Annotated in this window: 8 protein-coding genes; all 8 read right to left on the bottom strand. The window is 65.8% G+C overall.

Going from position 1 to position 13,730, the window contains the following annotated elements; all coding sequences use genetic code 11:
* Positions 1–38 precede the first annotated feature (38 nt).
* Positions 39–2,153 carry an elongation factor G gene (gene fusA, locus C5E05_RS06515; protein ID WP_104242688.1) on the bottom strand — a complete coding sequence of 705 codons (2,115 nt, stop codon included), beginning with the start codon at positions 2,151–2,153 and terminating at the stop codon, positions 39–41.
* Between the two features lie 54 nt (positions 2,154–2,207).
* Positions 2,208–2,678: a 30S ribosomal protein S7 gene (gene rpsG, locus C5E05_RS06520; RefSeq protein ID WP_068479304.1), complete on the bottom strand. Its 471-nt coding sequence runs from the start codon at positions 2,676–2,678 to the stop codon at positions 2,208–2,210.
* Positions 2,678–3,052 (bottom strand): 30S ribosomal protein S12, encoded by a 375-nt coding sequence (gene rpsL / locus C5E05_RS06525; protein ID WP_068479306.1) that lies wholly within the window; start codon positions 3,050–3,052, stop codon positions 2,678–2,680. Before rpsL ends, rpsG begins: the two co-directional genes overlap by 1 nt.
* Positions 3,053–3,313: 261 nt before the next feature.
* Positions 3,314–3,832, bottom strand: a complete 519-nt coding sequence (locus tag C5E05_RS06530) for a hypothetical protein (RefSeq protein WP_104341441.1) — start codon at positions 3,830–3,832, stop codon at positions 3,314–3,316.
* 19 nt (positions 3,833–3,851) lie between these two features.
* A complete protein-coding gene (locus C5E05_RS06535; protein ID WP_104341442.1) occupies positions 3,852–4,343 on the bottom strand; it encodes a hypothetical protein in 492 nt (163 codons plus the stop codon).
* Entirely contained in the window at positions 4,340–6,130 is a 1,791-nt protein-coding gene (locus C5E05_RS06540) for a hypothetical protein (protein ID WP_104341443.1), read from the bottom strand. Before C5E05_RS06540 ends, C5E05_RS06535 begins: the two co-directional genes overlap by 4 nt.
* Positions 6,131–6,256: 126 nt before the next feature.
* The gene (locus tag C5E05_RS06545; protein ID WP_104242696.1) at positions 6,257–10,135 is read right to left on the bottom strand and encodes a DNA-directed RNA polymerase subunit beta'; all 3,879 of its coding nucleotides are present in this window, start codon (positions 10,133–10,135) and stop codon (positions 6,257–6,259) included.
* Positions 10,136–10,183: 48 nt separating this feature from the next.
* Positions 10,184–13,672 (bottom strand): DNA-directed RNA polymerase subunit beta, encoded by a 3,489-nt coding sequence (locus C5E05_RS06550; RefSeq protein WP_104242698.1) that lies wholly within the window; start codon positions 13,670–13,672, stop codon positions 10,184–10,186.
* Positions 13,673–13,730 lie beyond the last annotated feature (58 nt).

Here is a 13,730-nt window from a genome sequence, read left to right on the forward strand (position 1 = left end):
CTCGGGCGACGCGCTGCGTCACCCGAGCCGGTAGAGGCTTATTCGCCCCGGTTCTTCTGGATGATCTCCTCGGCAACGGCCTTGGGGACCTCGGAGTAGGTTTCGAACGTCATCGAGTACACAGCGCGACCAGAGGTCTTGCTGCGCAGGTCACCGATGTATCCGAACATCTCCGACAGCGGTACGAGTGCACGCACTACCTTCACGCCACTGGCATCTTCCATCGACTGGATCTGGCCGCGGCGGGAGTTCAGGTCGCCGATCACGTCGCCCATGTACTCCTCAGGAGTACGGACCTCGACCGACATGAGCGGCTCGAGGATGACGGGACCGGCCTTGGGGGCTGCTTCCTTGAACGCGATCGAGCCCGCGATCTTGAACGCCATCTCCGAGGAGTCGACGTCGTGGGCAGCACCATCGAGGAGCGACGCCTTGACGCCGACCATCGGGTAGCCGGCGAGGACGCCGACCTGCATGGCGTCCTGGATGCCAGCATCCACGGAAGGGATGTACTCACGAGGCACGCGACCACCGGTGACGGCGTTCACGAACTCGTAGGTCTTCTCCGCGTCCATCTCAAGCGGCTCGAGCTTGATCTGGATCTTGGCGAACTGGCCGGAGCCACCCGTCTGCTTCTTGTGGGTGTAGTCGAACTTCTCGACGACCTTCGTGAGCGTCTCGCGGTAGGCGACCTGGGGCTTGCCCACGTTCGCCTCGACCTTGAACTCGCGCTTCATGCGGTCGACGAGGATGTCGAGGTGCAGCTCGCCCATGCCCTTGATGACCGTCTGACCGGTCTCCTGGTCGAGCATGACGCGGAACGTCGGGTCTTCCTCGGCCAGCTTCTGGATAGCCGTTCCGAGCTTCTCCTGGTCGGCCTTGGTCTTCGGCTCGATCGCGACCTCGATGACGGGGTCCGGGAAGGTCATCGACTCGAGGACGATCTGCTTGTCAGGGTCGCTCAGGGTGTCACCGGTCATGGTGTCCTTGAGGCCGATGACGGCGTAGATGTGTCCAGCGGTCATCGACTCGACCGGGTTCTCCTTGTTGGCGTGCATCTGGAAGATCTTCCCGATGCGCTCCTTCTTGCCCTTCGAGGAGTTCACGACCTGCGCGCCGGACGGGACGTGTCCCGAGTAGACGCGCGTGTAGATGAGGCGACCGAAGAACGGGTGCACGGCGATCTTGAACGCGAGAGCCGCGAAGGGCTCGTCGGCGCTCGGACGACGCGTGAGCTCCTCCGACTCGTCACGCGGGTTCATGCCGATGACGGCAGGAACGTCGAGCGGCGACGGGAGGTAGTCGACGACGGCATCGAGCATCGGCTGGACGCCGCGGTTCTTGAACGCGGAGCCGCAGAGCACCGGGTACATCTCGCTCGTGACGGTGAGCTTGCGGATGGCTGCCTTGATCTCGGGAATCGAGATCTCCTCGCCGGCGAAGAAGCGCTCCATGAGCGCGTCGTCGGTCTCGGCGACGGCCTCGAGCAGCTTCGTGCGGTACTCCTCGGCGCGCTCCTTGAGGTCTTCCGGGATCTCCTGGGTCTCGTACGCAGCACCCAGGGTGGTGTCACCCTTGGAGTCGCTCGGCCAGACCTTGGCGTTCATCTCGACCAGGTCGACGACGCCGATGAAGTCGTTCTCAGCGCCGATGGGGAGCTGGATGACGAGCGGCTTCGCGCCGAGGCGGTTGATGATCGTGTCGACCGTGAAGTAGAAGTCGGCGCCGAGCTTGTCCATCTTGTTGACGAAGCAGATGCGCGGGACGTCGTACTTGTCAGCCTGACGCCAGACGGTCTCCGACTGGGGCTCAACGCCCTCCTTGCCGTCGAACACGGCGACGGCACCGTCGAGGACGCGGAGCGAGCGCTCCACCTCGACGGTGAAGTCGACGTGACCAGGCGTGTCGATGATGTTGATCTGGTTCTTCTTCCAGAACGACGTCACAGCAGCGGAGGTGATCGTGATGCCACGCTCCTGCTCCTGCTCCATCCAGTCCGTCGTCGAGGCGCCGTCATGCGTCTCGCCGAGCTTGTGGTTGACACCGGTGTAGAACAGGATGCGCTCGGTGGTTGTCGTCTTGCCAGCATCGATGTGCGCCATGATGCCGATGTTGCGGACCTTGTTCAGGTCAGTAAGCACGTCCTGTGCCACGGGTGTCCTCCGAAAGGATTGAAGCGAGAGTGGTGAGGGCTACCAGCTGCTGGATTACCAGCGGTAGTGCGCGAAGGCCTTGTTCGACTCGGCCATCTTGTGCGTGTCTTCACGGCGCTTCACCGCGGCGCCGAGGCCGTTGGATGCGTCGAGGATCTCGTTCGTGAGGCGCTCGGTCATCGACTTCTCGCGACGGTTCTTCGCGTAGCTCGTGAGCCAGCGGAGAGCGAGCGTGTTGGCGCGGTGAGGCTTGACCTCGACCGGGACCTGGTAGGTCGAGCCACCGACGCGGCGCGAGCGAACCTCGAGCGTGGGGCGCACGTTGTCGAGCGCCTTCTTCAGAGTCGCGACTGCGTCGAGCTCGGACTTGGCAGCGACACCCTCGAGTGCGTCGTAGACGATGCGCTCGGCGAGGCCCTTCTTGCCATCAAGAAGGATCTTGTTGACGAGCTGGCTGACGATGGGGGCGCCGTACACGGGGTCGGCGACCACGGGGCGCTTGGGGGCTGGACCCTTACGTGGCATTACTTCTTCTCCATCTTCGCGCCGTAACGGCTGCGAGCCTGCTTGCGGTTCTTCACTGCCTGGGTGTCGAGTGCACCGCGGACGATCTTGTACCGCACACCCGGGAGGTCCTTCACACGGCCGCCACGGACGAGCACCATCGAGTGCTCCTGGAGGTTGTGGCCCTCACCTGGGATGTAGGCGGTCACCTCGGTGCCGTTCGACAGCTTGACACGGGCAACCTTGCGGAGCGCCGAGTTCGGCTTCTTAGGCGTCGTCGTGTAGACGCGGGTGCAAACCCCGCGCTGCTGAGGGTTGGCCTTCAGGGCTGGCGTCTTGGACGCCGACGCCTTGGGGCGGCGGCCCTTGCGGACCAACTGCTGAATTGTTGGCACGAATAATCTCCTTGGTTTTGTACTGCGTGATCGTGGTAAGCACGATTCCTGTGCCTACGAGGCACTGTTTGCCTCTTGATAACCGACCGGCGGTACAAAATCTCTGGTATCGCTGGTTGGTGAAGCGGTGGCAGTCGAGGCGACTGGCGTTGCTTACAGTTGCGCGTTGAGCTGCGGTTTTACACAGTTTCAACGTTCGCACGGTTTTGGGCGCGACAGGGCGCGCGCACCGAAAAATCCTACCCCGTCAGTTTTGCAGGGTCAAGCCACACCCCGATCGCGTCCGGACGGACGTGCCGTCGAGAGGAGGACGGCGATGATCACGATGATCGCGAGCGGCACGATCGCGATCCCGAACGGACTCGTGGAGAGGCCCACGGCGACCTGGCTCGGAAGCGTGGAGATCGCATCCGACGCCCCCGGCTCCGGCCGGGAGCTCGATACCGCGATGCCGGCCATGATCGCGAACGCGAGCCAGGCGAGCAGGCCACCCGGAAGCGACAGCCAGAGCGAACCCGGCTTGCCGAGGAAACTCCTGCGGAGTGCAACCGCCGCGGAGAGGGCGACCACGGCCGTCGCGGCCGCCACCGCCAATGGCGCCACGAGGACACCGACGCCTGGCAGCTCGATGACGTCCCGATCGAGGCCGAGGGAGACGAATCCCCACGTCGCGATGACGAGCGACGCGAACACGAGGCCGCTGACGGCACCCCACGTCCCAGCCCTCCCCCACGAGGAGCCGGGATCAGGCGGCAGCTCGGCATCGAAGCGTTCGATCATGAGCTCGCAGCCGCCTTCCTCAGGACGTGACCTCGACCTGCAGGCCGCGGACGATGCCAGCGATGTCCTTGCCGATATGCGCCGACTGTCCTGCGGTGCTCGTCCCGACAGCCGTCACGATCTCCGTGACGGGCCCACGGTGCAGGATCACCATCTTCGAGCGGACCTCGAGTCCGCCCAGCCTCTGGTCCCGCTGCGTGGACTCGACGTAGTGGGACAGCTGGGGCTGGTCGAGCGTCTCCGCGGTTCGCTCCTTGCCACCCCCCTGCGTGATGCGCTGCCGGAGCACGGTGAGCGCATCCTCTGGCGAGATCGTTCCAGGCCATCGCTCGATCGTGACCAGCACGTTCGGGTTGAATCCGTTGGTCGCCACCAGGTGACGGGCGCCGAGCACCGACCCCGCCCACTGCAGCGGCTCCCAGCCGGCAGGGACGTCGAGGGACACAGCTGGGAAAGCGGGGAACTCCTCGCTCGGCAGCGTCAGCCGTCGGAGCTGCGTGCCATCGCTCACTCTGCCGTTCCGTTCGCCTCTGCGGTCTCGGCGGCGCGATCGGCCATGCGCTTCTCGTAGCTGAGCTTGGCCCTGCGGTTCGCGCGGGACACCCGGCGTCCGCGTGCCGCCGCGATGCCTCCGACCCACGTGAAGGCCTCCCGGGCCGCGATGGCCGCGACCAGAGCCGTGAGCAGGTGCTCGGAGGCGCCGAACTTCGCGATCACCTCGTCGATCCGGATGCTCGTGAGCGGCAGCCCATCCGCGAGGTGCTGCTGCAGCGCGGCACCGAAGTAGTAGCCGAGGACGACAAGCGCGGCAGCGAGGAAGCCCCCGAGCACGTAGGCCCACCAGCCCGCGCGATTCACGATGAGCGCCCAGATGACTCCGAACGCGGCGAAGACCGTCACCGGCACCGTGAAGGCCGCCGTTATGGCGAACTCCGAAGCCTCGCCGATCGGGTCGAGGCCGGTGTTGAACGCCGTGCGCAGCACAGCGAAGGCCAGCAGATACAGGGCGGCGAACACCACGGCCGCGACCAGCGCGACGAACACGGCGAACATCCGGTTCCCGCGTTTCTTCGGCTTCACGGGCGCGAGGTCGTCGCTGTCCGTGGGGGCAGAGAGACGCAGCGGGGCGAAGGTCGCGTCGTCCGTCGAGGACGTCGTGGCGACAGCTCCGGCGACGCGCTCGTCGTCGCCCTCGTCGCTCAGGCGCTCAGATGGGCCCGTGGCGTCGCCCTCAGCCTCGGTCGAGGAGATGTCTGCCTCCGTGACTCCGTCACCCTCAGCGAGCCCTCCTGACGTCTCTGCGGCCACCGCGGGCACAACCGGGTCCGTGGCCGAGGTGCCCTCCACGACATCGACCCGCTCGGTGACGGTGACGGCCTCGACCGTCTCGCCGTCGTCGGCGAGCTGCTCGGTCACCGTCTCCGTGACGACGACCTCCGCCTGCACGGCATCGCCGGCATCCCTCTGAGCCGCTCGTTCACTGTCGAGCGCTGCTGCGGCGACAGGCGCGACGGCGTTCACCGCCGCGACGCGGGCAGCGGTGCGGTCGATCTCCAGGGTCCGGCGGGGAGCGTCGAGCTCGTCCGCGGGGGCGGTCGCCGAGCCGGCGGCGTCCACCGTGATCGCGGCGACGGATTCGGCGCCGATGGCGTCGGCAGCCAGCTCCTGTGCGGGCACGGGCTCCGTGACCGGGAAGTCGGCGGCATCATCCTCCTCGGCGACCACTCGGTCGACGACGGGAACGGAGCCGTACGAGTCGACGAGGCCCTCGCGGCCGTCGGGGCGGACGTCCGCGGAATCAGCGGCCTCGGACGGCTCCGAGATGTCATGGTCGAGATCCTGAGACGGGGCGGCGACGTCGACGTCGTCGGTCTGCTCGGGGACGGCGTGGGACTCCGCAGCAGGTGGCTCAGTGGCATCCCGATCAGGCTGGTGGCCGAGCACGGCTGCGAGCTCCTCGCGGTCCAGGCCCACCGTGGCGTTGGGGTCTGCCGCCTCGGCAGCCGTCGAGCCGTCCGCGGCCAGCGGGTCGGAGAATGCCACCGCGACGTCGTCCTGCGGGGCGAGCGCCGGATCGGTCGGTGCCTCAGCGCGCCCATCGAACGCGAGGTCGTCCGCCGCGAGCACGTCGCCAGAGCGCACGTCGCCGTCCTCGCCGATACCTCGGCTGCGCGCAAGCGCGGCCTCCAGCTGGTCCTGGGCGTCCGGAAGCTCTCGGGGCTCGCCCGTCCCTCCGCCGGCCTCCGGCTGCGGGCCGTCATCGAAGGGCTGGCGAGGCGCGCGCGTGTCGTCACTCATGAGGCCAACGTTAGGGCCGTCCGCACGCATCGGGTCGGTGACAAGCCGCAGACGCACGAACGCCCCCACCCGAGACGGGTGGGGGCGTTCGCGCTGGAGCTGCGTCGAGTCGACGCGAGCGAGTGACTAGCTGAAGTTGGATCCGCCGAAGTCGTCGCTCGAGAAGGCCTCGAAGTCCACGAAGGTGAGGTCGTTCTCGTCGAAGCTGCCCTCATCGGCACCGAACGGGTACCGCTCGGCGCGAGCCTCGTCGGTCGGCTCGACCGACATCTCGCGGTACTTGGTGAGACCAGTACCGGCCGGGATGAGGCGTCCGATGATGACGTTCTCCTTCAGGCCGACCAGCGGGTCGGTCGTCGCTTCCATGGCGGCCTGCGTGAGCACGCGGGTCGTCTCCTGGAACGAAGCCGCCGAGAGCCACGACTCGGTCGCAAGCGACGCCTTCGTGATTCCCATGACTTCCTGACGGCCGGTCGCGGGCTTGCGGCCCGACATGACGGCTGCGCGGTTGATGGAAGCGAAGCGCTGTCCATCAGCCAGCTCACCCGGCAGCATGTCGGTCTCGCCGTGGTCGATGACCGTGATCTTCCGGAGCATCTGACGAACGATGACCTCGATGTGCTTGTCGTGAATCGGCACACCCTGCGAACGGTAGACGCCCTGCACACCGCTGACGAGGTACTTCTGCACCTCGCGAGCACCCTTGACGCGCAGCACGTCCTTCGGGTCGATGGGACCCTCGTGCAGCTGCTGGCCGTGCTCGACGTGCTGGCCATCCTCGACGAGGAGCTCAGCGCGCTTCAGCACCGGGTAGATGTGCGGCTCGTCGCCGTTGTCCGGGATGAGGACGATCTTGCGCGACTTGTCGGTGTCCTGGATCTCGATGCGACCAGCGGCCTCGGCGAGCGGCGATGCGCCCTTCGGGGTGCGGGCCTCGAAGAGCTCCTGGACACGCGGCAGACCCTGCGTGATGTCACCGGCGCTCGACACACCACCGGAGTGGAAGGTACGCATCGTGAGCTGGGTGCCCGGCTCGCCGATGGACTGTGCCGCGATGATGCCGACCGCCTCGCCGATGTCGACGAGGTTGCCCGTGGCGAGCGAGCGGCCGTAGCACGCCGCGCAGACGCCGACGCTGGACTCGCACGTGAGGACAGAGCGGATCTTGACCTCGGTGATGCCCGCATCCATGAGCTGGTCGATGACGACGTCGCCCATGTCGGTGCCTGCAGCTGCGACGACGTTGCCGTCGGCGTCGACTGCGTCGACCGAGATGCTGCGGGCGTAGACCGCGTTCTCCACGTTGTCGTCGACGACGATCTCGCCGCCATCGGTGATGTGGGCGATCTGGATGTCGAGACCACGTGCGGTGCCGCAGTCGTCCTCACGGATGATGACGTCCTGCGAGACGTCGACGAGTCGACGCGTCAGGTAGCCGGAGTCGGCCGTACGGAGAGCCGTGTCGGCCAGACCCTTGCGGGCACCGTGGGTCGAGATGAAGTACTCGGCAACCGTCAGGCCCTCGCGGTACGAGTGCACGATCGGGCGAGGAATGGTCTCACCCTTCGGGTTGGCGACCAGGCCACGCATACCGGCGATCTGGCGAACCTGCAGCCAGTTTCCGTTTGCACCTGCCGTGACCATGCGGTGGATGGAGTTGGTCGACGGGAAGGCCGCCTGCATCTCGTCGGCGACGAGCGCGGTTGCAGCTTCCCACTTCTTGATGACCTCTTCGCGGTACTCCTGCTCGGAGATCGCGCCCATGACCTGCCACTCGTTGCGCAGCTCGGCGACCTCAGCCTCGGTGCGCTCGACGATCTCGCGCTTCGAGTCGGGCGTCACGAGGTCGCTCAGCGCGATCGAGATGCCCGAGCGGGTCGCCCAGTAGAAGCCGGAGTCCTTGATGCGGTCGAGGGTCTCTGCGACCTCGTCCTTCGAGTACCGCTCAGCGAGGTAGTTGACGACACCGGACAGACGTCCCTTGGTCATCGTGTCCTCGACGTAGGGGTAGTCGGAAGGAAGCAGCTCGTTGAAGCGAGCGCGGCCGAGCGTCGTCTCGACGAGCGCGGTCTCTCCCTGCACGTAGCCCTCTGGAGCCTTGCCCTCTTCGAACGTGATGCCCGTGAGGCGGAGCCTGATGGGCGCGTTCAGGTCGAGCGAGCCCTGGTCGAACGCCATGATCGCCTCGGCCGTGGACGAGAAGACTCGTCCAGCACCCTCGACATCGTCCTGCAGCGTCGTCAGGTGGTACAGACCCGCGACCATGTCCTGCGAAGGCAGGGTGACGGGGCGGCCATCCGACGGCTTGAGGATGTTGTTCGACGCGAGCATGAGCACGCGAGCCTCGGCCTGAGCCTCGACCGACAGGGGCAGGTGGACTGCCATCTGGTCACCGTCGAAGTCGGCGTTGAACGCCGCGCAGACGAGCGGGTGCAGCTGGATCGCCTTGCCCTCGACGAGGAGCGGCTCGAACGCCTGGATGCCCAGACGGTGCAGCGTCGGTGCGCGGTTGAGCAGCACGGGACGCTCGCGGATGACCTCTTCGAGGACGTCCCACACCTCGGGCTTCGCGCGCTCGACGGCGCGCTTGGCTGCCTTGATGTTGGAAGCGTGCTGCAGGTCGATCAGGCGCTTGATGACGTACGGCTTGAACAGCTCGAGCGCCATCTGCTTCGGGAGACCGCACTGGTGCATGCGCAGCTGCGGGCCCACGATGATGACCGAACGGCCCGAGTAGTCGACGCGCTTTCCGAGGAGGTTCTGGCGGAAGCGGCCCTGCTTGCCCTTCAGCATGTCGCTGAGGGACTTGAGAGCGCGGTTGCCGGTGCCCGTGACGGGGCGGCCACGACGACCGTTGTCGAACAGCGCGTCGACCGACTCCTGGAGCATGCGCTTCTCGTTGTTCACGATGATCTCGGGAGCACCGAGGTCGAGCAGGCGGCGGAGGCGGTTGTTGCGGTTGATCACACGACGGTAGAGGTCGTTGAGGTCGCTCGTTGCGAAGCGGCCACCGTCGAGCTGCACCATGGGGCGGAGCTCCGGCGGGATGACCGGGACGACGTCGAGGACCATCGCGGCGGGGCTGTTGCCCGTCGCGAGGAACGACGAGACGACCTTGAGTCGCTTGATGGCGCGGATCTTCTTCTGGCCCTTGCCCTCGGCGATCTGCGTGCGCAGGAGCTCGCCTTCGGCCTTGAGGTCGAAGTTCTGCAGGCGCTTCTGGATCGACTCCGCGCCCATGAAGGCCTCGAAGTAGTCGCCGTAGCGGTCGACGAGCTCGTGGAAGTCGGTGTCCTCGGGCTTGAGCTCACCGACCTTCAGGTTCTTGAACGACTCGAAGACGCGCTCGACGCGGGTGATGTCCTCGTCGAACCCCTTGCGGAGCTGACCCATCTCCTTCTCGCCGGCGTCCTTCGTCTTGCGAAGCTGGTCTGCCTTGGCGCCCTCTGCCTCGAGAGCACCGAGCTCCTCCTCGAGCCGCAGCATGCGAGCCGCGATGGCCGCATCCTTCTGGTCGTTGAGGCTCTTGAGCTCAAGACGCATCTCGCTCTCGAGACCGCTGAGGTCGTCGCGACGCCCCTCGGTGTCGACGGAGATGACCATGTACGCGGCGAAGTAGATGACCTTCTCGAGGTCCTTCGGCGCCATGTCGAGGAGGTATCCGAGACGGCTCGGAACGCCCTTGAAGTACCAGATGTGCGTGACGGGCGCTGCGAGCTCGATGTGGCCCATGCGCTCGCGGCGCACAGCCGACTTCGTGACCTCGACGCCGCACCGCTCACAGACGATGCCCTTGAAGCGCACGCGCTTGTACTTGCCGCAGGCGCACTCCCAGTCACGGGAAGGTCCGAAGATCTGTTCGCCGAACAGGCCGTCCTTCTCGGGCTTGAGCGTGCGGTAGTTGATGGTCTCGGGCTTCTTGACCTCGCCGTACGACCACTTGCGAATGTCATCTGCCGTGGCTAGGCCGATGCGCAGTTCATCAAACTTGGTTGCATCCAACAATGCTGTTGTCTCCTTGTGAAGAATGAGTCTTCGTCGTGTCGGGGAGGCTTAGATCTCGTCGACGGACGAGGACTCGAAGCGGCTGGAGATGTTGATGCCGAGTTCTTCGGCGGCCCGGTAGGCCTCGTCGTCGTTGTCGCGGAGGCTCAGTGCTGTTCCGTCTGCCGAGAGGACCTCGACGTTCAGGCACAGCGACTGCATCTCCTTGAGGAGAACCTTGAAGGACTCGGGGATACCCGGCTCCTGGATGTTCTCGCCCTTGACGATGGCCTCGTAGGCCTTGACGCGTCCGACGATGTCGTCGGACTTGATGGTGAGGAGCTCCTGGAGCGTGTACGCGGCACCGTATGCGTACAGCGCCCACACCTCCATCTCACCGAAGCGCTGTCCACCGAACTGCGCCTTACCACCGAGTGGCTGCTGCGTGATCATCGAGTACGGACCCGTCGAACGCGCGTGGATCTTGTCATCCACGAGGTGGTGCAGCTTCAGGATGTACATGTAGCCGACGGAGATCGGGTCCGGGAAGGGCTCTCCGGAGCGGCCGTCGAACAGGACGGTCTTTCCGGTCGAGTTGATGAGGCGGTCGCCGTCGCGCGTCTTGAGCGTCGAGTCGAGGAGGCCCGTGAGCTCTTCCTCGGTCGCGCCGTCGAAGACTGGGGTTGCGAGCTTGACGCCCGGCGTTCCCTCGTAGGCCTCGGGAACGAGGTTCTTCGCCCACTCGGGCTCGCCCTCGATCTTCCAGCCGGTCTTCGCGACCCAGCCGAGGTGCGTCTCGAGCACCTGACCGAAGTTCATGCGCTTCGGGATGCCGAGCGGGTTGAGCACGATGTCGAGCGGAGTTCCATCGGCGAGGAACGGCATGTCCTCTTCCGGCAGGATCTTCGCGATGACGCCCTTGTTGCCGTGGCGGCCAGCGAGCTTGTCGCCCTCGGTGATCTTGCGCTCCTGGGCGATGTACACGACAACGCGCTGGTTGACGCCCGAGCCGAGCTCGTCGTCGCCCTCCTCGGAGTCGAAGACCTTCACCTGGATGATCGTGCCGGCTTCACCGTGAGGAACCTTGAGCGAGGTGTCGCGCACTTCGCGGCTCTTCTCGTTGAAGATCGCGCGGAGGAGTCGCTCTTCTGCGCTGAGCTCGGTCTCGCCCTTCGGCGTGACCTTGCCGACGAGGATGTCGCCAGGCTGGACCTCTGCACCGATGCGGATGATGCCGCGCTCGTCGAGGTCCTTCAGGAGCTCGGGCGAGACGTTGGGCAGGTCGCGGGTGATCTCTTCCTTGCCGAGCTTGGTGTCGCGAGCGTCGACCTCGTACTCCTCGATGTGGATCGAGGAGAGCGTGTCGTTCTTCACCAGGTTCTGGCTGAGGATCATGGCGTCCTCGAAGTTGTGGCCTTCCCACGGCATGAAGCCGACGAGGAGGTTCTTGCCGAGCGCGAGCTCGCCGTTCTCCGTCGCGGGTCCATCCGCGATGACCATTCCCTCTTCGACGCGCTCGCCGGCCGAGACGACAACACGGTGGTTGTAGCAGGTGCCGTGGTTCGAGCGGTCGAACTTGCGGAGGAAGTAGGACTCGGTTCCACCCTCGTCGAGCTGCAGGACGACGTGGTCGGCCGAGACCGACTGCACGACACCTGCGCGGTTCGCCGTGATGACGTCACCGGCGTCGATGGCCGCGAAGCCCTCCATACCGGTTCCGACGACAGGGCTCTCGCTGCGAACGAGCGGGACGGCCTGACGCTGCATGTTGGCGCCCATGAGGGCGCGGTTCGCGTCGTCGTGCTCGAGGAACGGGATGAGGCTCGTCGCGACCGACACCATCTGGCGCGGCGAGACGTCCATGTAGTTGACCTCGCCGGCTGGGACGAGCTCGACCTCGCCGCCCTTGCGTCGGACGAGAACCTCGTCCTCGACGAAGTGGCCGTCTGCCCCGATGGGAGCGTTGGCCTGCGCGACGACGTACTCGTCTTCCTCGGACGCGGTCAGGTAGTCGACCTGCTCCGTGACCTTGGTCTCGACGACACGGCGGTACGGCGTCTCGATGAAGCCGAACGCGTTGATGCGCGCGAACGTCGCCAGCGAGCCGATGAGGCCGATGTTCGGGCCTTCAGGCGTCTCGATGGGGCACATGCGTCCGTAGTGGGACGGGTGGACGTCACGGACCTCGACGCCGGCACGCTCACGCGAGAGACCGCCGGGCCCGAGGGCCGAGAGGCGACGCTTGTGCGTGAGACCCGCGAGCGGGTTGTTCTGGTCCATGAACTGCGAGAGCTGGGACGTTCCGAAGAACTCCTTGATCGCAGCGACGACGGGGCGCACGTTGATCAGGGTCTGCGGCGTGATCGCCTCGATCTCCTGCGTCGTCATGCGCTCGCGGACGACGCGCTCCATGCGGCTGAGGCCCGTGCGGACCTGCGACTGGATGAGCTCGCCGACGGCGCGGATGCGACGGTTGCCGAAGTGGTCGATGTCGTCGACGTCGAGGCGGATGTCTGCCGGCTCGCCGCCGCGCTTGCCATCGAACTTCTCGTCACCGGCGTGCAGCGCGACGAGGTACTTGATCGTCGAGACGATGTCCTCGACGGTCAGGACCGACTCGCTGATCGCGGACTCGATGCCGAGCTTGCGGTTGATCTTGTAGCGACCGACCTTCGCGAGGTCGTAGCGCTTCGAGTTGAAGTAGAAGTTGTCGAGGAGCGCACGCGCGGCTTCCGTCGCGACCTGCTCGCCCGGACGCAGCTTGCGGTAGATGTCCTTGAGGGCATCTTCCTTGGTGCGGATGTCGTCCTTCTCGAGCGTGAGCTCGATGGACTCGTATCCGGCGAACTGCTCGCGGATCTCCTCCGTCGTGAGGCCGAGGGCCTTCATGAAGACGGTGACCGACTGCTTGCGCTTGCGGTCGATGCGAACGGCGACCTGGTCGCGCTTGTCGATCTCGAACTCGAGCCAGGCTCCGCGGCTCGGGATGATGCGGGCCGAGAAGACGTCCTTGTCGCTGGTCTTCTCGGGGGTGCGCTCGAAGTAGACGCCCGGGCTGCGGACGAGCTGCGAGACGACGACACGCTCGGTGCCGTTGATGATGAACGTTCCCTTGCTCGTCATGAGCGGGAAGTCGCCCATGAAGACTGTCTGGGTCTTGATCTCGAGCGTCTGGTGGTTCATGAACTCGGCCTCGACGTACAGAGGCGCGGAGTACGTCTTGCCGCGCTCCTTGCACTCCTCGAGGGAGTACTTCTCGGGCTCGAGGTACGGGTTGGTGAAGCTCAGCTGCATCGTCTCGCCGAGGTCCTCGATGGGAGAGATCTCTTCGAAGATCTCGTCGAGGCCCGAACGGAGAGCGACGTCGGTGCGGCCTTCAGCCTGCGCCTGAGCGAGGCGCTGCTTCCAGGCGTCGTTGCCGACGAGCCAGTCGAAGGATTCGGTTTGCAGGGCGAGAAGATCTGGGACATCGAGTGTGTCGCTGATCTTCGCGAATGAGAGTCGGCGTGCATTCCGACCGGTCGTAGGCGTCGGAGATGCGTTGCGCGCAGCAGCCAAGGAAGTTCCCTCCACGATCCCGCGGATTGCGCGAGATGCCAGTAGTGTCGTCGGTGAG

Origin of the sequence: Pseudoclavibacter sp. AY1H1 (assembly GCF_002931055.1) — a bacterium.
Classification (GTDB): Bacteria; Actinomycetota; Actinomycetes; order Actinomycetales; family Microbacteriaceae; genus Pseudoclavibacter.